This window comes from Stenotrophomonas sp. Ste86 (genome assembly GCF_024519465.1).
Taxonomy (GTDB): domain Bacteria; phylum Pseudomonadota; class Gammaproteobacteria; order Xanthomonadales; family Xanthomonadaceae; genus Stenotrophomonas.
In genome coordinates this window covers 20,933-39,399 of record NZ_JALJRW010000031.1, presented here as the reverse complement: position 1 = coordinate 39,399, position 18,467 = coordinate 20,933, and the positions used below count along the sequence as shown (strand labels likewise).

Here is an 18,467-nt window from a genome sequence, read left to right as displayed (position 1 = left end):
CGCGTACTTCTTCCTGAAGATCCGGGCGGCCTTCCCCGGAGTTGGGTGAAGAACCAAATAAAGGAGGAGGGGGCGGCCGCAGGCCGACCACGGGGGACATTCGCCGGAAAGGGTATGGGCGCCCAGCGCCCGACCCACCGACCACCGCCGAGCGTGGCTCGGCGCTACCCACTCAGCGGGCGCGCTCCCGTGCCAGCAACCCGTACAACGCCGAATCGGACAGCTCCCCGCCCACGCACCAGCGTTCGCGCAGCAGGCCTTCGCGCTGGAATCCGATGCGCTCCAGCACCTTGGCAGACGGTGCGTTGCGCGGATCGATCTCCGCTTCCAGCCGGCGCAGGCCGCGGTCATCGAACAGGTAGTCGACAAAGCACTGCAGCGCCTCGTGCATGTAGCCCTTGCCCTGTGCCTGCGGGGCGAGGTTGTAGCCGATCTCGGCGCGCCCGGAGGCCTCCTCGATGCCGAACACCACGCAGATGCCCAGCAGTGGGCCGTCGGCCTGCTCGCGGATGCCGAGCTTGAGCTGGATGCCCTCGTCCATCGCGGCGAGGTCGTCGAGGATCTGCGCGTAGGCCTGCTTCAACTCCGTCCAGGCCGCGTGGTTCCAGTAGCGCATCACCGTCGGGTCGGACTGGATGGCAAAAAGCGCGGTACCGTCGCTGGCGCGGATCGGGCTCAGCACCAGGCGCGCGCTGTGCAATTGCAGGGTCGAATCGAAGTGCATGGGAGTCCGTGTCGGCAGCCGGCACAGGGCCGGTCGTGTCGGGGAATTATGGCGTGGCCGGGAACAAAAACAGGTGCCTCTCCCATTCTGGATTTTTATGACGCGACGGTCGATGGGGTCGGGCGCTGGGCCCCCATGGCCTTTCCGGCGACGCCCCCGGCGTCGGCCTGCGGCCGCGTCCTCCTTTGTTTCGCTGGCATCCTGCGACTTGCCGAGCATGGCTCGGCACTACCGGCCTCGTCCAAGGTCATGGGGGCCCAGCGCCCGACCCACCGACCAGCACCGGAAAAGTCTGGCGCCCACCTGCTTGCCGCAAGCCGAGCCCCGTAGCAGTCGGCAGGCCCCTGGGCAAAATAAAGGACGTGGCCGCCCCGCGGCCGGGGGACATTTGCGCCAGGGGCCTACCGGCTGCTACGGGGCCCTCACGCTCGCGACAGACCCGAGCGAAGACACCGCCCGATCCAAGACACCGCCCGATCCAAGACACCGCCCGATCCAAGACACCCCGTCCGGCCGCGCATCGCCGTACTCAAACTGCTGCGGACCCTGGATCAGCCGCCCCTTGATCGGGACGGGAACCCAAAAAAAGCCCGCCATGAGGCGGGCTCTCCTGCGTCGGCGTCAGGCGCGGATCAGACTTCCAGCGATGCCAGATCGCCCTTGTTCTCCAGCCACTGCTTGCGGTCGGAGGCGCGCTTCTTGGCCAGCAGCATGTCCATCAGCGAATGGGTCTGCTCGCCATCATCGATGGTCAACTGCACCAGCCGACGCGTATCGGGATGGATGGTCGATTCGCGCAGCTGCGGCGGGTTCATTTCGCCCAGACCCTTGAAGCGGGTGACGCTGACCGTGCCCTTGATCTTCTCGCGCTCGATCTTGTCCAGCATCGTGCGCTTCTCTTCTTCGTCCAGGGCGTAGAACACCTGCTTGCCCACATCGATACGGAACAGCGGCGGCATCGCCACGAACACGTGGCCGGCATCGACCAGCGCCGGGAAGTGCTTGAGGAACAGCGCCGTCAGCAGCGTCGCGATATGCAGGCCGTCCGAGTCGGCGTCGGCCAGGATCACCACCTTGCCGTAGCGCAGCCCGGTGATGTCGTCCTTGCCCGGATCGCAGCCGATCGCAATGGCCAGGTTGTGCACTTCCTCCGAGGCCAGCACGCTGCCCGAAGAGACTTCCCAGGTGTTCAGGATCTTGCCGCGCAGCGGCATGATCGCCTGGAAGTCCTTGTCGCGGGCCTGCTTGGCACTGCCGCCGGCCGAGTCGCCTTCGACCAGGAACAACTCGGTGCGCGAGAGATCCTGGCTGATGCAGTCGGCCAGCTTGCCGGGCAGGGCGGGGCCCTGGGTGACCTTCTTGCGGGTCACCAGCTTTTCGGTTTTCAGGCGCGCGCTGGCGCGCTCGATGGCCAGTTGGGCGATCTTCTCGCCGATCTCCACGTTCTGGTTCAGCAGCAAGCTGAAGGCGTCGTGCGCGGCGCCTTCGACGAAACCGGCGGCCTGGCGCGAGGACAGGCGTTCCTTGGTCTGGCCACTGAACTGCGGATCGGTCATCTTCAGCGACAGCACGAACGACACGCGGTCCCACACATCTTCCGGGGCCAGCTTGACGCCGCGCGGCAGCAGGTTGCGGAAGTCGCAGAACTCGCGCAGCGCTTCGGTCAGGCCGGTACGCAGGCCATTGGCGTGGGTGCCGTGCTGGGCGGTCGGGATCAGGTTGACGTAGCTTTCCTGGACCAGCTCACCCTCGGGGATCCAGGCCAGGGCCCAGTCCACGATTTCATTTTCTTTCTTGAGGTGGCCCACGAACAGGTCGGCCGGCAGCATCTCGCGCTCGCCGAGTTCGGCCTTGAGGTAATCGCTCAGGCCATCTTCGTAGTACCAGCTGTCCTGCTCGTCGGTGGCTTCGTCGCGCAGCTTGACGGTCAGCCCCGGGCACAGCACGGCCTTGGCGCGCAGCAGATGGCGCAGCGCGCGCAGGTTGTATTTGGGCGTATCGAAATACTTCGGGTCGGCCCAGAACCGCACGCGGGTACCGGTGTTCTTCTTGCCGACGCTGCCGACCACTTCCAGCGGGGTGGCGCGATCGCCATTGCGGAAGGTGATGCGGTGTTCGCTGCCGTCGCGCTTGATATGCACCTCGACCAGGGTCGACAGCGCATTGACCACGCTGACGCCTACGCCATGCAGGCCGCCGGAGAAGGTGTAGTTCTTGTTGTTGAACTTGCCGCCCGCGTGCAGGCGGGTCAGGATCAGTTCGACGCCGGGGATTTTCTCCTCGGGGTGGATGTCCACGGGCATGCCACGGCCGTCATCGCTGACCTCGCAGCTGCCATCCCTGTACAGGGTGACCTCGACCGTACGGGCATGCCCGGCCAGGGCTTCGTCGACGGCATTGTCGATGACTTCCTGCGCCAGATGGTTCGGGCGCGCGGTGTCGGTGTACATGCCGGGGCGGCGCTTGACCGGGTCCAGGCCGGACAGGACTTCAATATCGGCGGCGTTATAGCGGGCGTTCATCTGTCTTCATAAAGCGCAAAGCGACGGCGAAGTTTGCGGTCTGGACGGTTTTTTTGCACGCCACACGTTCAGGGCCCGGCCGACCGGGGTTCGATAGACTGTGCCTGGTGGAATCCGTCCCCCGGAATCCCCATCCCAAGCCGAGACCGCGAGGAGCCATCCCATGAAGAAGCTGCTGACCATCGTTGCCATTGCCGCCGCCGTCCTGGCCGTGCCGCTGGCTATGGCGCAGAACGCCGGACAGGGCCAGCCCACGCCGCAGCTGGGCGAGCAGGCCGACAAGGCCCAGTCCGAGGCCGACGCCAAGGCCAAGCGCCGCGCCCAGGCCACCGCCGAGATGAAGGCCAAGGGCGAGCAGGCCCCGCAGAAGGAAGAAGAGGAAGAGGCGAAGAAGAAGCGCTGACCCCTTCCGATGCCCTCATGGACGCCCCGGCACTGCCGGGGCGTCTTTTTTTTGTGAAGGCCGCATGCCAGCGCTTGGGCTTGTGGCCTTCAATCTGTAAACTAGCGCTTTCCGGGAGCAGTACGTGTCATCCATCAGCGAATGGACTGGCCTGATCGTGCGCGATCGCCAGCAGGGTAGGCAGGAGGTGACGGTCCATTCAGCGACCGGCACGGCCAACCCGACCTCGCCGACCGGCTGTTTCGCTGCTTCCCCGATCCCGTCCCCGGCGCGTGTGTCCTCCGCAGCCGGCGGCCCGATCGTCCCCCATTTCCCCTTTGCGTCGTCCGTCGCCCCGCGCGCCGGCGTCGTCTCCCCCTTCCTGACAGGACACCCCCAGCCATGACTCCCTTGATCTTCGTAACCGGCGGCGTAGTGTCCTCGCTCGGCAAAGGCATTGCCGCCGCGTCACTCGCCTCCATCCTTGAAGCCCGTGGCCTGCGCGTCACGATGATGAAGCTCGACCCGTACATCAACGTCGACCCGGGCACTATGAGCCCGTTCCAGCACGGCGAGGTCTACGTCACCGACGACGGCGCCGAGACCGACCTGGACCTGGGCCACTACGAGCGCTTCGTGCGCACCCGCCTGAGCCGCAAGAACTCGGTCACCACCGGCCGCATCTACGAGAACGTGATCCGCAAGGAGCGCCGCGGCGACTACCTCGGCGCCACCGTGCAGGTCATCCCGCACATCACCGATGAAATCCGCCGCTGCATGGACGAGGCCACCGAAGGCTTCGACGTGGCGCTGGTGGAAATCGGCGGCACCGTGGGTGATATCGAATCGCTGCCGTTCCTGGAGGCCATCCGCCAGGTCCGCACCGAGCGCGGCCCGGAGATGGCGCTGTTCATGCACCTGACCCTGGTGCCATACATCGCCGCGGCCGGTGAGTTGAAGACCAAGCCGACCCAGCACTCGGTCAAGGAACTGCGCTCGATCGGCATCCAGCCGGACGTGCTGCTGTGCCGTTCCGAGCAGGTTGTGCCGGATTCGGAACGCCGCAAGATCGCCCAGTTCACCAACGTTTCCGAGCGCGCGGTGATCAGCGTGCCGGACGTGGACGTGCTGTACCGCATCCCGATGGGCCTGCACGCGCAGGGTCTGGACGAGATCGTCATCAACCAGCTCAAGCTGGGCGACAAGGCCGGTCCGGTCGATCTGTCCGAGTGGGAAGCGGCGGTGGACGCCACCCTGCACCCGCTGGACGAGGTCACCATCGCGGTGGTCGGCAAGTACGTGGACCACCAGGACGCCTACAAGTCGGTCGGCGAGGCGCTCAAGCATGGCGGCCTGCGCCAGCGCACCAAGGTCAACCTGAAGTGGCTCGAAGCACAGGAGCTGGAAGGCACCGACATGGCCGCGCTGAAGGATGTCGACGGCATCCTGGTGCCGGGCGGCTTCGGCGACCGTGGTTTCGAAGGCAAGGTGCTGACCTCGCAGTTCGCCCGTGAGCAGAACGTGCCGTACTTCGGCATCTGCTACGGCATGCAGGCCGCAGTGGTCGATTTCGCCCGCCACGTGGCCAACCTGGACGGTGCCAACAGCACCGAGAACGACCGCCAGTCGCCTAATCCGGTGATCGGCCTGATCACCGAATGGCGCACCGCCACCGGTGATGTGGAAAAGCGCGACGACAAGAGCGACCTCGGTGGCACCATGCGCCTGGGCCTGCAGGAGCAGCGGCTCAAGCCGGGCACGCTGGCCCGCGAGCTGTACGGCAAGGATGTCGTGTCCGAGCGTCATCGCCACCGCTACGAGTTCAACAACCGCTACCGCACCCAGCTGGAAGACGCCGGCCTGGTGATTGCCGGCAAGTCGATGGATGACACCCTGGTGGAAGTGATCGAGCTGCCGCGCGACCAGCACCCGTGGTTCCTGGCCTGCCAGGCGCATCCGGAGTTCCTGTCCACGCCGCGCGAAGGCCATCCGCTGTTCATCGGCTTCATCCGTGCGGCGCGCGAGCGCAAGGCCGGCGGCGCGTTGCCGCAGGCAGCAGGCGTCTGATCGCCGCATGCAGCCGCCATCGGTGCGGGCGGCCGGCATGAGCCAGGATCCGTGGGCGGCGCTGGAAGCGCGCCGCCAGCGCCGGCACTGGCGCGCCTGGCCGTGGGGCTGGGCCGCGCTGCTGCTGTCGATCGGGGCTTGGGCCTGCGCCTTCATGTTGATGGTGCTGGTCATGGCCAGTGTCGGCATGCCCGGTGACGGCAGCCACGCGATGCAGGCCACCGCGCCGTACCTGTACGCCACGCTCGCGCTGGGCGGGGCGACCCTGCTCGGCGGCCTCATCGCCAGCGTGCTGGCCATCCGGCTCCATCGGCAGGCCGTCGGCGGTGGCGCCGCGCTTGCGCTGATGGCGTTGCTGCTGGCCGTGCTGCTGGTGCCTGCGCTGCTCTGACCGCGTGACTCGGCGTTGGCCGGCGACGGCGTCGAAATGCCGATTTGGCAAGCGGCAGGCGGATGGCGATAATCACGCGGCAGCTTTTCAACGCTACTTTCTGGCGTTTCCCCTTCCTGACTGGTAACCGGCCCGCTATGACCACGATCCGCAGCATCCACGCCCGTGAAATCCTCGACAGCCGTGGCAATCCCACGCTGGAAGCTGAAGTCATCCTCGAGGACGGTTCGTTCGGCCGCGCCGCGGTTCCGTCGGGTGCCTCGACCGGCACCAAGGAAGCGGTGGAACTGCGCGACGGCGACAAGACCCGCTACCTGGGCAAGGGCGTGCGCAATGCCGTGTCCAACGTCAACACCACGATCGCCAATGCGCTCAAAGGCTTCGATGCCGCCGACCAGGAAGGCCTGGACCGTCGCCTGATCGATCTGGACGGCACCGAGAACAAGGGCCGCCTGGGCGCCAACGCGCTGCTGGGGGTTTCCCTGGCCAACGCGCACGCCGTGGCGGCGTCGAAGAAGCAGGCGCTGTGGCAGCACCTGGCCAACGGCCGTGATGTGACCCTGCCGGTGCCGATGATGAACATCATCAACGGCGGCGCGCATGCCGACAACAATGTCGACTTCCAGGAATTCATGGTGCTGCCGGTCGGCTTCACCTCCTTCTCCGAGTCGCTGCGCGCCGGCACCGAAATCTTCCATTCGCTCAAGTCGGTGCTCAAGGGCCACGGCCTGAGCACCGCGGTGGGCGACGAAGGCGGCTTCGCGCCGGACTTCCGCAGCAACGTCGAAGCGCTGGACACCATCCTGGAAGCCATCGGCAAAGCCGGCTACACCGCCGGTGAAGACGTGCTGCTGGGCCTGGACGTGGCCTCCAGCGAATTCTTCGAGAACGGCAAGTACAACCTGGTCGGCGAAAACAAGCGCCTGACCTCCGAGCAGTTCGTCGACTTCCTGGCCGACTGGGCCGCGCAGTACCCGATCATCACCATCGAAGACGGCCTGGCCGAGAACGACTGGGCCGGCTGGAAGCTGCTCACCGACCGCATCGGCAACAAGGTGCAGCTGGTCGGCGACGACCTGTTCGTGACCAACCCGAAGATCTTCAAGGAAGGCATCGAGTCCGGCACCGCCAACGCGATCCTGATCAAGGTCAACCAGATCGGCACCCTGACCGAGACGCTGGAAGCGATCGCCATGGCGCACGCGGCCAACTATGCCTCGATCGTCTCGCACCGTTCGGGCGAAACCGAAGACACCACCATCGCCGACATCGCCGTGGCCACCACCGCCACCCAGATCAAGACCGGCTCGCTGTGCCGCAGCGACCGCGTGGCCAAGTACAACCAGCTGCTGCGCATCGAAGAAGCCCTCGGTGCCGGTGCGCGTTACGCCGGTCGTGACGCGTTCGTGTCGCTGAAGCGCTGATCCCCATGCGCAACTGGCGCTGGACGCTGCTGTTGCTCGCGCTGCTGCTGGCGTGGCTGCAGTACCGTTTCTGGTTCGGCCCGGGCAATTCAGGGGAAGTGATGACCCTGGAGGCCCAGGTCGCCAACCAGCAGCGCGACAACGCCGGTCTGCAACAGCGCAACGACGCACTGGCCGCCGAGGTCAAGGACCTCAAGGAAGGCCAGGCCGCGATCGAGGAACGCGCGCGTAGCGAGCTGGGCATGATCAAGCCTGGCGAGAAGTTCTACCGCGTGGTCGAAGATGCCCCGGTCGCGCCTGCGCGCGGACCGGCGGCCATGGCGCCGCCGGAAGCGCTGCCGCAGGAAGTGCCCTGATGGGCACGGTCTGGGCGGTGGTGCCGGCCGCTGGTCGCGGCACCCGTTTCGGTGGACAGACACCCAAACAGTACCTGGTCGCAGGCGACCGGGTGCTGCTGGCGCATACGCTGGAAGCCCTGCTGTCGCACCCGGTGGTTGCCGGGGTGATGGTGGCCATCGCCGAGGGCGACACCGACTGGCCGGGCTGGCAGGCGCTGGCCGACAAGCCGATCCTGACCTGCATCGGCGGCGCTACCCGTGCTGCATCGGTGCTGGCCGGGCTGCAGGCGCTGCCCGAAAGCGTGCGTGCCGATGATTTCGTGCTGGTGCATGACGCCGCGCGGCCCAACCTGGCCGCCGCCGATCTGGGCCGGCTGCTGGAAGTGGGGCGCAACGATCCGGTCGGGGCGATCCTGGCCGCGCCGGTGCGCGACACCCTCAAGCGTGCCGGTGACGACGGCGGCATCGATGCCACTGAACCGCGTGCCCGCCTGTGGCGCGCGCTGACCCCGCAGCTGTTCCGCCGCCACCAGTTGGCGCGCGCGCTGCAGGACGCCGCCGACGCCGGCGTGGAGGTCACCGACGACGCCATGGCGATGGAGCGGCAGGGGTTGCGCCCGTTGCTGGTGGAAGGCAGCGAAGACAACTTCAAGGTCACCACGCCGGCCGATCTGTCCCGTTTCGAATTCGAGCTGTCGCGTCGCGGATACTGAGTCCGCGCGCGGCGCCACAACCGCAGGTTTTTTGCAATGAACACGCCTTCCTTTCCTCCGGTCCGCATCGGACAGGGCTACGACGTCCACGCCTTCGGCACGGGCGACCACATCATGCTCGGCGGTATCCGCGTGGCGCACAGCTGCGGCGTGGTCGCCCACAGCGACGGCGACGTGATCCTGCATGCGCTGTGCGATGCGATGCTCGGTGCGCTGTCGCTGGGCGATATCGGCCAGCACTTCCCGCCCTCGGACATGCGCTGGAAAGATGCCGACAGCAGCCGCTTCCTGGCCCATTGCAACAGCCTGCTGCGCGAGCGTGGCTGGCAGGTCGGCAACACCGACATCACCGTGATCTGCGAGCGTCCCAAGGTGGGCCCGCATGCGCTGGCCATGCGCGAGCGCATTGCCGCGCTGCTGGGCGTCGCGCTGGATGCGGTCAGCGTCAAGGCCACCACGTCGGAGAAGCTGGGCTTCACCGGGCGTGGTGAGGGCATCGCCGCGCAGGCCGTCGTGCTGTTGGTGGAACTGTGATCCCGCTTCCGCTGGCATTTGGTGCGCCGCTGCTGAGCGCGAAGATCCGCAGCGTTCCGGAAGATTTCCAGGTGGACGAGCTGCCGGCGTTCGAGCCGAGCGGGGAGGGCGAGCACCTGCTGCTGACCCTCCGCAAGCGCGGCGCCAACACCGTGCACGTGGCCAAAGTGCTGGCCCGGTGGGCCGGATTGCCGGACATGGCGGTGAGCTACGCCGGCATGAAGGACCGGCACGCGGTGACCACCCAGCGTTTCAGCGTGCACCTGCCCAAGCGCATCGCACCGGATCCGGCGCTGCTGGCCTCCGATGAGATCGAGGTGGTCGAGTCGACCTGGCACAACCGCAAGCTGCAGCGCGGCGCGCTGGCGGGCAATCGGTTCAAGCTGGTGTTGCGGGACGTGCAGGGCGATGCGAAGGCGATCGACAAGCGACTGTCGCTGATCGCCGCGCGGGGACTGCCGAACTGGTTCGGCGAACAGCGTTTCGGCCGCGACGGCGGCAATGTGCCGGCGGCGCTGGCGATGTTCGGCGGCCGACGCGTGCGCCCGGACCAGCGTTCGCTGCTGTTGTCGGCGGCACGCTCGGCCCTGTTCAACCAGGTGTTGGCCGAGCGCGTCGCGCAGGGCAACTGGGACACGCCGCTGGACGGTGAGGTGTGGATGCTGGACGGCAGCCGCAGCGTGTTCGGTCCGGAACCGTGGACGGATCTGCTGGCCGACCGCCTGGGCCGCTTCGACATCCATCCCAGTGGCCCGTTGTGGGGCGAGGGAGCGCTGCGCAGTACCGGCGCGGCCGCCGATCTGGAGCTGGGCGCGGTATCGGACGAACAATCGTTGGCGCTGCGTGCTGGCCTGGAAAGCGCGCGCCTGAAGCAGGAGCGCCGCGCGCTGCGCCTGCGCCCGGCGATGCTGCAGCACACCTGGGTGCAGCCGGATGTGCTCGAGCTCAGTTTCGCGCTACCGCCGGGCTGCTACGCCACCGCCGTGCTGCACGAGCTGGGGCCGGTGGAAGACGCAAGCCAGACGCTCCTGACGGCGGATTGATTGCGGCAGCCCCCATCAGGGGGGGCGGTAGAGCCACGCCATGCGTGGCTGCGCTCCGATCCGGCACCGCGCACAAGCCACCCATGGGGTGGCTCTACCGCGATCGGTCGTCATGTGCAGGCACCTAGCGGGCGGTCTTACCGGTTCGCCAGCAACACCACGACCGCGCCGGTACCGCCTTGCCCAGCCGGCGCCGAATGGAAGGCCAGCACGTCGTTGCGCTGGCGCAGCAGGCGGTCGACCAGGTTCTTCAACACCGGTGCGCCACCATCGGACTGCAGGCCCTTGCCGTGGATGATGCGCACGCAGCCGCATTCGTGCGCGTGCGCTTCCAGCAGGAACTGGCGCAGCAGGTTTTCCGCCTGTACCACCGTGGCCCCGTGCAGGTCCAGCTCGTCCTGCACCGAGTACTGGCCACGCTTGAGCCGCTGGAACATCCGCGCCGGCAGGTTGTCGCGCCGGTAACTGGCGGTGTCGCCCGCTTCCAGCGGGCTGCTGTCGCGCAGCAGGCGCGCGAATTCGCTGCGCGCTTCGTCCTCGTCACGTTCGGCCATGCGCGCGCGCGGCTTCGGCCGCGGCACGGCCGGCGGCGCGGCCGCAGGCTTGCGCAGGGGTTTGACCTCGCCGATTGCCGAGCGGAACAGGGCGGCGGGGTCGTCGTCTTCAGAATGTGACATGCGTACAGCGTAATGCCAGGGGATGGCCGCTGCCTACCGTCATCCGGGGTAGGACGATCTGCCCGCTTGCGGCACAATAGCTGACGCACTTGCGCGGTCGGTGTTCCCCAGACCGGGGAGGGCCGGCCCCGCCAACGCTGGAAAGTGATGGAATCGAAGTCTTGAAAAATCAAGCGGTTAAATCGCAGATGCGGATCCTGGTCAGCAACGACGACGGTGTCGACGCGCCGGGTATCAGGATGCTCGCCTCGGTACTGCGTGACGCCGGTCATGAGGTGACGGTGTTCGCGCCGGACCGTGACCGCTCCGGTGCCAGCAACTCGCTCACCCTGGACCTGCCGATCCGCGTCAAACGCATCGATCATTACACCTGCTCGGTGGCCGGTACGCCCACCGACTGCGTGCACCTGGCGCTGACCGGCGTGCTCGAGTACGAGCCGGACATCGTGGTCTCCGGCATCAACAACGCGGCCAACCTGGGCGATGACGTCATCTACTCCGGCACCGTTTCCGCGGCGATGGAGGGGCGTTTCCTGGGCCTGCCGGCCGTGGCGATGTCGCTGGTGACGCACAACCACGAGCCGCGCAGTTTCGAGACCGCCGCGCGTGCCGCGGTCGAGATCGTGACCCGGCTCAAGGCCGATCCACTGCCCGCCGACACCATCCTCAACGTCAACGTGCCGGACCTGCCGTGGCGCGAGATCCGCGGATTCGAGGTGACCCGGCTGGGCAACCGCCACCGCGCCGAGGGCTGCATCGCCCAGCGCGATCCGCGCGGCAACGAGGTGTACTGGATCGGTCCGGCCGGACGCGAGCAGGATTCCGGCCCGGGCACCGATTTCCACGCGGTGCGCAACGGCTTCATTTCGATCACCCCGATCCAGGTCGACCTCACCCGCTACCAGGCGCTGGAGAAGGTGGCCAGCTGGGTCGGCGGGCTGACGGCCGCGCTGGATCGCCCGGCATGAGCCAGCGCCTGCGCCTGCAACCCGAAGCGGTCGGTATCGGCATGACCTCCCAGCGCGTGCGCGACCGCCTGGTCGAGCGCCTGCGCGAAGCGGGCATCGTCGACGAGAACACGCTCAACGCGATCCGCGTGGTGCCGCGCCACCTGTTCATCGACGAGGCGCTGGCCTCGCGCGCGTACGAGGACACCGCGCTGCCGATCGGCCACGGGCAAACCATCTCCCAGCCGTGGGTGGTGGCGCGGATGACCGAGGCGGTGCTGCATTGCTCGCCGAAGAAGGTGCTGGAAGTGGGCACCGGTTCGGGCTACCAGGCCGCGATCCTCGGCGCACTGGGGTTGGAGGTCTATACGGTCGAGCGCATCGGTGACCTGCTGCGCCAGGCGCGCAAGCGTTTCCGCGCACTCGGCATGAACATCCGCACCAAGCATGACGATGGCCGCGTCGGCTGGGCCGAGCACGGCCCGTTCGATGCGATCGTGGTCACTGCCGCCGCACCGGCGCTGGTCGACGCGCTGGTCGAGCAGCTGGCCATCGGTGGGCGGCTGGTGGCGCCGGTCGGTGGCCCGGGCGCGCAGTCGCTGGTGCAGTTGACCCGTCGCGATGACGGCAGCATCGAACAGCAGGTACTGGCACCGGTCACGTTCGTGCCGCTGCTGTCTGGCATGCTGGATTGATTCACAGGAGCGTTGCGTCATGAAGATCTTTGGTCCGCTGTATGAGCGGGCGATGAAATGGGCCGCGCATGAGCGCGCGCCGACCTATTTGACGGTGTTGAGCTTCATCGAGGCGATCATCTTCCCGGTGATGCCCGAGGTGATGCTGGCGCCGATGTGCGTGGCCCAGCCCAAGCGCGGCTGGTGGTTTGCCACGCTGAGCCTGGGCGGTTCGATGGCCGGAGCGCTGGTCGGCTACGCGCTGGGGCATTTCGCCTTCGAGGCGCTCAAGCCGGTGTTCGCCGCGCTGGGGATGCTGTCGAGCATCGAGAGCGGCATCGCGGTGGTCCAGGCCAAGATGGCCGAATCGCCCTGGGCGGTGTTCACCTTCCTGGTGCTGGGCGGCTTCATGCCGATCCCGATGAAGGTCTTCACCTGGGCATCGGGTATCGTCGGCGTGCCGTTGCCGCAGTATTTCCTGAGCATGTTGATCGGTCGTGGCAAGCGCGTGTTCGTGCTGGCCGCGGTCATCCGTATTGGTGGTCCGCGCGCGGAAGCTGCGCTGCGGCGTTGGATTGAACCGCTGGGCTGGATCGCGACCGTGCTGGTCGTGGCGCTGGTCGCCTGGCTAGTCTGGAGGGCGAAGTTCGCATGAGTGCTGATCGTTTGAGCAGGGGGCTGCGTGTTACCGCGCTGGTGCTGGCGGTGTCCACGTTGGGCGCATGCGGGACGGCCACGGTGGTCAAGCCGTCGTCGCCGGGTCGCGGTGCGCATCCGACGCCGCAGGCCTCGGTGGCCAAGCCCGGGCAGACCGCCGTGGTGCGACGTGGCGATACGCTGTACGCGCTGGCACGCATCCACAACATCACCCCGCGCGACCTGGCCGCCTGGAACGGGCTGGCCGAGCCGTACACGATCTATCCGGGGCAGACGCTGAAGCTGTATCCGGGCGGTGGTGCACCGGGCCGTGCGCCGACCACGGTGGTAACCGCGCCACGTCCGGGCACAACCGCGCCCGCGCCGGCCCCGACCCCGTCGCCGACCACGGCGATCAAGAGCAACATCAGCTGGCGCTGGCCGGCCGATGGCGCGCTCGTGGGCAAGTTCGTCGGTGCCGATGTGACCAAGCAGGGCGTGGACATCGCAGGTACGAGCGGACAACCGGTACGGGCGACCGCGCCGGGCGTGGTGGTGTATTCCGGCGCGGGCCTGGTCGGGTTTGGCGAGCTGATCATCATCAAGCACAGCGATCAGTGGCTGTCTGCATACGGCCACAACCGCAAGCGGCTGGTCAACGAAGGCCAGAGCGTCAAGGCCGGGGAACAGATCGCCGAGATGGGCCGCACCGGCACCACCCGCGACATGCTCCACTTCGAGATCCGCTACAACGGCAAGCCGGTCGACCCGCTGCTGTACCTGCCGCCGAAGTAACCGCCGCGTCCCGTACGGTCGCGCTGTTCCTGGGTAGAGCGACGCCATGCGTCGCCAGCTCGGTGCGGGCTCCGTGCGCCGGTTGGGTGTGCAGCCACCCATGGGGTGGCTCTACCGGGTCGGGTTCGCGCGCCGGTTGGGGTGTGCAGTCACGCATGGGGTGGCTCTGCCGGGTTGGGTTCGCGCGCCGGTTGGGGCGTGCAGCCACCCATGGGGTGGCTCTACACGCACAAAAAAGGCCGCCCCTGGCGACCTTTCCTGAACAAAAACGACCGTCTTCACCCCTTCAGGATGAACGCCGCAGCCACTTTGCGGCCTTCGCCGGCCAGGATGTTGAAGGTCCGCGCGGCGGCCGGGTTGTTCATCACTTCCAGGCCGATCCCACGGGTCAGGCACGCGGCCATGACCGCCGCGGGCGGGAACACCTGGGTATCGCCGGTGCCCAGCACGACCAGCGCCGGGTTCAGCGCCAGCACCGGCTGCAGGTGTTCCGGGGTCAGGGCGGCGATATCGGCCACCGGCCACGCTTCGATCAGCGTGTCCGGGGTCAGCACGAAGCTGCTGGCCAGGGTGCGGTCATTCACTTTCGCGGTGCGCCCATCGGCGGCACGCAGGGCGTAGGCGTAATCGGGCAGTTCGTGGCTCAGTTGCATCTTCAGGGTCCGGGATCAGCCGCGCGGCAGCACGATCTGGCGGTGTTCCTTGCTCGGGCGGTACAGCACGGCCACATGGCCGATGCGCTGCACCAGGGCACTGCCGGAGGCGGTGGTGAGTTCGGCGATCATCGCGTCGCGGGCGTCACGGTCTTCGGCGGCCACTTTCACCTTGATGAGTTCATGGCGTTCCAGAACTTCCTCCAGTTCGGCCAGGAAGGCCGGCGTGACCCCCTTGCCGCCGATCTGCAGCAGGGCTTTCAGATCATGGGCATGGCCGCGGAGGAAGCGGGTCTGGGCAGAGGTCAGGGCAATAGACATTCAGGAACAAGCGGTTAACTGGGGCGATCAGGGTATCATGACCACCCGTTCCGGCCCTATTACCAATGGTATCGCGCAGCAAGAGCAGTCAACGCTGGTTGAAAGAACACTTTTCCGACCCCTTCGTGAAGAAGGCGCAGGCAGAGGGCATGCGCTCGCGCGCCGCGTACAAGCTGGAGGAGCTGCTCGCGCGTGACCGGTTGCTGAAGCCGCACATGGTGGTGGTCGACCTGGGCGCCGCCCCGGGCGGCTGGTCCCAGCAGGTGCGCCGGCAGATCGGCGACACCGGCCGGGTGCTGGCCCTGGACATCCTGGAGATGCCGCCGCTGGCCGGCGTGGAGTTCCTTCACGGAGACTTCAGGGAGCAAACCGTCCTATCGCAGTTTGAAGCCATGCTCGGGGACCAGGCGGTAGACCTTGTGCTCTCGGATATGGCCCCCAATAAAAGTGGCATGGACGCGGTCGACCAACCGCGGATGATGCACCTGGCGGAGTTGGCGTTGGAATTTGCCGACAACCATCTCAAGCCGGGTGGTGCGTTCCTGATCAAGCTGTTCCAGGGCGTGGGCTTTGACGACTACGTGCGCGAGATGCGCCGCCGGTACGACAAGGTCGCCATCCGCAAGCCGGAAGCGTCCCGCAAGCGCTCTCCCGAGGTGTATGCCTTGGGGCAGGGCAAACGCGCGCAGATCAAGTAAGCTCAACCATACGAATCGCGTCAGGAATTAGAGGAACACCGGAGCCAATGAGGATGAACGACTTGACCAAGAACCTCCTGCTATGGGTGGTCGTCGCCGTGGTGCTGATGGTGGTGTTCCAGAGCTTCTCGCCAAAGAGCAGCGGCGCGGGCGCCCAGGGCGCGACGTATTCGCAGTTCCTGGACCAGGTGGACAGCGGCAACGTCCAGAAGGTGACCTTCGCCGGGGATGTCCGCGGCGGCACCAGCCAGCTCTCCTACACCACCCGTGGCGGCCAGTCGGCCACCATCACCGCGCCCTACGATCGCGACCTGATCAACGTGTTGCGTGGCAAGAACGTCGAAATCGTCCAGGAAGAGCCGTCCAGCGGCATTTCGCTGGGTGCGATCCTGATGAACTTCCTCCCGGTGATCCTGATCATCGGCTTCTGGCTGTTCATCATGCGGCAGATGCAGGGCGGCGGTGGCGGCTCCAAGGGCGCCATGTCCTTCGGCAAGTCGCGCGCCAAGCTGCAGGGCGAGGACCAGATCAAGGTCACCTTCGCCGACGTCGCCGGCTGCGACGAGGCCAAGGAAGAAGTCAGCGAGCTGGTCGACTTCCTGCGCGACCCGACCAAGTTCACCAAGCTGGGCGGCAAGATTCCGCGCGGCGTGCTGATGGTCGGCCCGCCCGGTACCGGCAAGACCCTGCTGGCCCGGGCCATCGCCGGTGAAGCCAAGGTGCCGTTCTTCTCGATCTCCGGTTCGGATTTCGTGGAAATGTTCGTCGGCGTCGGCGCCAGCCGCGTCCGCGACATGTTCGAGCAGGCCAAGAAGCAGGCGCCGTGCATCATCTTCATCGATGAAATCGACGCCGTCGGCCGCCATCGTGGTGCTGGCCTGGGCGGCGGTCATGACGAGCGCGAGCAGACCCTGAACCAGTTGCTGGTCGAAATGGACGGTTTCGAGGGGGGCGAGGGCGTGATCGTCATCGCTGCCACCAACCGTCCGGACGTGCTGGATCCGGCGCTGCTGCGTCCGGGCCGCTTCGACCGCCAGGTGGTGGTCGGCCTGGCCGACGTGCGCGGTCGCGAGCAGATCCTCAAGGTGCACATGCGCAAGCTGCCGCTGGCCGACGATGTCGAGCCGATGGTCATCGCGCGCGGTACCCCGGGCTTCTCCGGTGCGGATCTGGCCAACCTGTGCAACGAGGCGGCGCTGTTTGCCGCGCGTGGCGGCGAGAAGGAAGTCCGCATGGACCACTTCGACCGTGCCCGTGACAAGATCCTGATGGGGGCCGAGCGTCGTTCGATGGCGATGAGCGAAGAAGAAAAGACGCTCACCGCCTATCACGAAGCCGGTCACGCCATCGTCGGCCGCCTGGTCCCCGAGCACGATCCGGTCTACAAGGTCACCATCATCCCGCGCGGTCGCGCGCTGGGTGTGACCATGTACCTGCCGGAAGGCGACAAGTACTCGATGAACCGCGTGGCGATCGAATCGCAGCTGTGCTCGCTGTACGGCGGCCGCGTTGCCGAAGAGCTGATCTTCGGCACCGACAAGGTCACCACCGGTGCCTCCAACGACATCGAGCGCGCCACCAAGATGGCCCGCAACATGGTCACCAAGTGGGGCCTGTCCGACGAACTGGGTCCGATCGCCTATGGCGAAGAGGACGATGAAGTGTTCCTCGGCCGGTCGGTCACCCAGCACAAGAGCGTTTCGGACGACACCGCGCGCCGCATCGATGAAGTGGTGCGCAGCATCCTGGACAAGGCCTATGCCCGGACCACCGAGCTGCTGACCGCCAACCTGGACAAGCTGCACACCATGTCCCAGCTGCTGCTGCAGTACGAAACCATCGACGTGCCGCAGATCGATGCGGTCATGGAAGGCCGCGATCCGCCGCCGCCGATGGGCTGGGACAAGTCCAACAAGGACGGTGGCAGCAACAACAACAACGACAAGGGCGGCGACGCCCGTCCGGTGACGCCGATCGCCGGTCCTGCCGAGCAGCTGTAAGCACGGCAGGGTGAACACGAAGGCCGGGGAAAGCCGGCCTTCGTCGTTTCCGCGCCATAATGCGCCCTTGTTCCTGCCTTCTGTTCCGGAGTCGCCATGTCCACCACGCCCCCACCACCGGTGTCGCACACCGTCGAGATGGTGATCGCCACGGTTGTCGGCGTCGGTATCGGTCTATTCCGCGACAACTTCCTGCTCGGCGCCGGTATCGGTATCGCACTCGGCATTCTGTTGAGCATCGCCAAGACCCTGTACGTCGATCGCAAGCGCCGCCAGCGCTGACCGGTTGCGCTGCTGGCGCGCGGGCGGCAGCATGCAGCGGTGCAGGTCGCATGCTGCGACCACGCGCCACTTTTCCAGGGGGAAACCATGCGTCATTCGTTGTGCGTCGCTGCCGCGACGCTGTTGAGCTGTGCCACGCCCGCGCTTGCGGCCGATATCCACGTGCAGGATCCGGTGCCCTTCGCGGAGTCGGCCTACATTGCCGACAACATCAAGGCGGAATGCCGGATCGGCGCGCAGCTGGCCAGTGCACTGGGCGCGAAGGCGCCGGTGCATGGCAACCGGATCCTCTTCGACACGGCGCCGATGACGCGTGACAGCGGTCGCGTGCTGCAACTGGAACTGGTCGAAGCGCAGAGCGCGGGCAATGCCTTTGCCGGTCATTTCAAATCCGCCACGGCGCGGGGCGTGTTGTTTCAGGACGGCCAGAAGATCGCATCGGTCACGGCGCGGCGAACCTCGCGGGGCGGCGCGTTCGCCGGCTTCAAGGGGTCTTGTGACGTGCTCGAACGCACCGTCAACGCGATCGGTAGCGACCTCGCCGAATGGCTGGCCAATCCCGTCGATGGCGCCCGCCTCGGCGATCTCTGACGGCCGCTGCGGTACGCCAGCGTAAACTACGCGCTGGCGTACTTCGTGGACCTGC

General features: G+C 66.9%; 21 protein-coding genes. 16 read left to right on the top strand and 5 right to left on the bottom strand.

Annotated elements, in window-relative coordinates; translation table 11 throughout:
• Nucleotides 1-172: 172 nt before the first annotated feature.
• Nucleotides 173-724 carry a GNAT family protein gene (locus NR101_RS18190; protein WP_256774138.1) on the bottom strand — a complete coding sequence of 184 codons (552 nt, stop codon included), beginning with the start codon at nucleotides 722-724 and terminating at the stop codon, nucleotides 173-175.
• A gap of 632 nt (nucleotides 725-1,356) precedes the next feature.
• The gene (gene parE / locus NR101_RS18185) at nucleotides 1,357-3,246 is read right to left on the bottom strand and encodes a DNA topoisomerase IV subunit B (protein ID WP_256774137.1); all 1,890 of its coding nucleotides are present in this window, start codon (nucleotides 3,244-3,246) and stop codon (nucleotides 1,357-1,359) included.
• Nucleotides 3,247-3,409: 163 nt separating this feature from the next.
• Between parE and NR101_RS18180 the strand changes: the two genes are divergently transcribed.
• The 8 genes from NR101_RS18180 to truD all read left to right on the top strand — a co-directional run bounded on the left by NR101_RS18180 (nucleotide 3,410) and on the right by truD (nucleotide 10,138).
• Nucleotides 3,410-3,649 (top strand): hypothetical protein, encoded by a 240-nt coding sequence (locus NR101_RS18180; RefSeq protein WP_256774136.1) that lies wholly within the window; start codon nucleotides 3,410-3,412, stop codon nucleotides 3,647-3,649.
• Nucleotides 3,650-4,030: 381 nt separating this feature from the next.
• Entirely contained in the window at nucleotides 4,031-5,695 is a 1,665-nt protein-coding gene (locus NR101_RS18175) for a CTP synthase (protein ID WP_256774135.1), read from the top strand.
• Nucleotides 5,696-5,732: 37 nt separating this feature from the next.
• On the top strand, nucleotides 5,733-6,086 hold the full coding sequence (locus tag NR101_RS18170; protein ID WP_256774134.1) for a hypothetical protein: 354 nt from the start codon (nucleotides 5,733-5,735) through the stop codon (nucleotides 6,084-6,086).
• A gap of 137 nt (nucleotides 6,087-6,223) precedes the next feature.
• Complete coding sequence (gene eno, locus NR101_RS18165) at nucleotides 6,224-7,510, top strand: phosphopyruvate hydratase (protein WP_256774133.1); 1,287 nt, start codon at nucleotides 6,224-6,226, stop codon at nucleotides 7,508-7,510.
• A gap of 5 nt (nucleotides 7,511-7,515) precedes the next feature.
• Nucleotides 7,516-7,866 (top strand): cell division protein FtsB, encoded by a 351-nt coding sequence (gene ftsB, locus NR101_RS18160; protein ID WP_256774132.1) that lies wholly within the window; start codon nucleotides 7,516-7,518, stop codon nucleotides 7,864-7,866.
• Nucleotides 7,863-8,561, top strand: coding sequence for a 2-C-methyl-D-erythritol 4-phosphate cytidylyltransferase (ispD, locus tag NR101_RS18155; protein WP_256774152.1), 699 nt, complete (start codon nucleotides 7,863-7,865; stop codon nucleotides 8,559-8,561). Before ftsB ends, ispD begins: the two co-directional genes overlap by 4 nt.
• A 36-nt stretch (nucleotides 8,562-8,597) precedes the next feature.
• Nucleotides 8,598-9,095: a 2-C-methyl-D-erythritol 2,4-cyclodiphosphate synthase gene (gene ispF / locus NR101_RS18150; RefSeq protein WP_256774131.1), complete on the top strand. Its 498-nt coding sequence runs from the start codon at nucleotides 8,598-8,600 to the stop codon at nucleotides 9,093-9,095.
• On the top strand, nucleotides 9,092-10,138 hold the full coding sequence (gene truD / locus NR101_RS18145) for a tRNA pseudouridine(13) synthase TruD (protein ID WP_256774130.1): 1,047 nt from the start codon (nucleotides 9,092-9,094) through the stop codon (nucleotides 10,136-10,138). Before ispF ends, truD begins: the two co-directional genes overlap by 4 nt.
• Nucleotides 10,139-10,275: 137 nt before the next feature.
• Here the strand turns inward: truD and NR101_RS18140 are convergent, their stop codons facing one another.
• The gene (locus NR101_RS18140; protein ID WP_256774129.1) at nucleotides 10,276-10,815 is read right to left on the bottom strand and encodes a Smr/MutS family protein; all 540 of its coding nucleotides are present in this window, start codon (nucleotides 10,813-10,815) and stop codon (nucleotides 10,276-10,278) included.
• Nucleotides 10,816-11,003: 188 nt separating this feature from the next.
• Between NR101_RS18140 and surE the strand changes: the two genes are divergently transcribed.
• From surE to NR101_RS18120, 4 genes are read left to right on the top strand one after another with little or no spacing between them, the layout of a single operon-like run.
• Nucleotides 11,004-11,783, top strand: a complete 780-nt coding sequence (gene surE / locus NR101_RS18135; protein WP_256774128.1) for a 5'/3'-nucleotidase SurE — start codon at nucleotides 11,004-11,006, stop codon at nucleotides 11,781-11,783.
• Nucleotides 11,780-12,457: a protein-L-isoaspartate(D-aspartate) O-methyltransferase gene (locus tag NR101_RS18130; RefSeq protein ID WP_256774127.1), complete on the top strand. Its 678-nt coding sequence runs from the start codon at nucleotides 11,780-11,782 to the stop codon at nucleotides 12,455-12,457. The genes surE and NR101_RS18130 overlap by 4 nt, the downstream gene beginning before the upstream one ends.
• A gap of 19 nt (nucleotides 12,458-12,476) precedes the next feature.
• On the top strand, nucleotides 12,477-13,091 hold the full coding sequence (locus NR101_RS18125) for a DedA family protein (protein WP_256774126.1): 615 nt from the start codon (nucleotides 12,477-12,479) through the stop codon (nucleotides 13,089-13,091).
• Nucleotides 13,088-13,867, top strand: a complete 780-nt coding sequence (locus NR101_RS18120) for a peptidoglycan DD-metalloendopeptidase family protein (protein WP_256774125.1) — start codon at nucleotides 13,088-13,090, stop codon at nucleotides 13,865-13,867. Before NR101_RS18125 ends, NR101_RS18120 begins: the two co-directional genes overlap by 4 nt.
• 278 nt (nucleotides 13,868-14,145) lie before the next feature.
• Here the strand turns inward: NR101_RS18120 and NR101_RS18115 are convergent, their stop codons facing one another.
• Both NR101_RS18115 and yhbY read right to left on the bottom strand, forming a co-directional pair.
• Entirely contained in the window at nucleotides 14,146-14,520 is a 375-nt protein-coding gene (locus NR101_RS18115) for an Mth938-like domain-containing protein (protein ID WP_256774124.1), read from the bottom strand.
• 15 nt (nucleotides 14,521-14,535) lie between these two features.
• Nucleotides 14,536-14,841 (bottom strand): ribosome assembly RNA-binding protein YhbY, encoded by a 306-nt coding sequence (yhbY, locus tag NR101_RS18110; protein ID WP_256774123.1) that lies wholly within the window; start codon nucleotides 14,839-14,841, stop codon nucleotides 14,536-14,538.
• 65 nt (nucleotides 14,842-14,906) lie between these two features.
• Between yhbY and rlmE the strand changes: the two genes are divergently transcribed.
• The 4 genes from rlmE (at nucleotide 14,907) to NR101_RS18090 (ending at nucleotide 18,412) form a co-directional block, all read left to right on the top strand.
• Complete coding sequence (gene rlmE, locus NR101_RS18105; protein ID WP_256774122.1) at nucleotides 14,907-15,539, top strand: 23S rRNA (uridine(2552)-2'-O)-methyltransferase RlmE; 633 nt, start codon at nucleotides 14,907-14,909, stop codon at nucleotides 15,537-15,539.
• Nucleotides 15,540-15,592: 53 nt separating this feature from the next.
• Complete coding sequence (gene ftsH, locus NR101_RS18100) at nucleotides 15,593-17,539, top strand: ATP-dependent zinc metalloprotease FtsH (protein ID WP_256774121.1); 1,947 nt, start codon at nucleotides 15,593-15,595, stop codon at nucleotides 17,537-17,539.
• A gap of 96 nt (nucleotides 17,540-17,635) precedes the next feature.
• The gene (locus NR101_RS18095; RefSeq protein WP_256774120.1) at nucleotides 17,636-17,821 is read left to right on the top strand and encodes a hypothetical protein; all 186 of its coding nucleotides are present in this window, start codon (nucleotides 17,636-17,638) and stop codon (nucleotides 17,819-17,821) included.
• 87 nt (nucleotides 17,822-17,908) lie between these two features.
• The gene (locus tag NR101_RS18090) at nucleotides 17,909-18,412 is read left to right on the top strand and encodes a hypothetical protein (protein WP_256774119.1); all 504 of its coding nucleotides are present in this window, start codon (nucleotides 17,909-17,911) and stop codon (nucleotides 18,410-18,412) included.
• The last annotated feature ends 55 nt before the right edge of the window (nucleotides 18,413-18,467 follow it).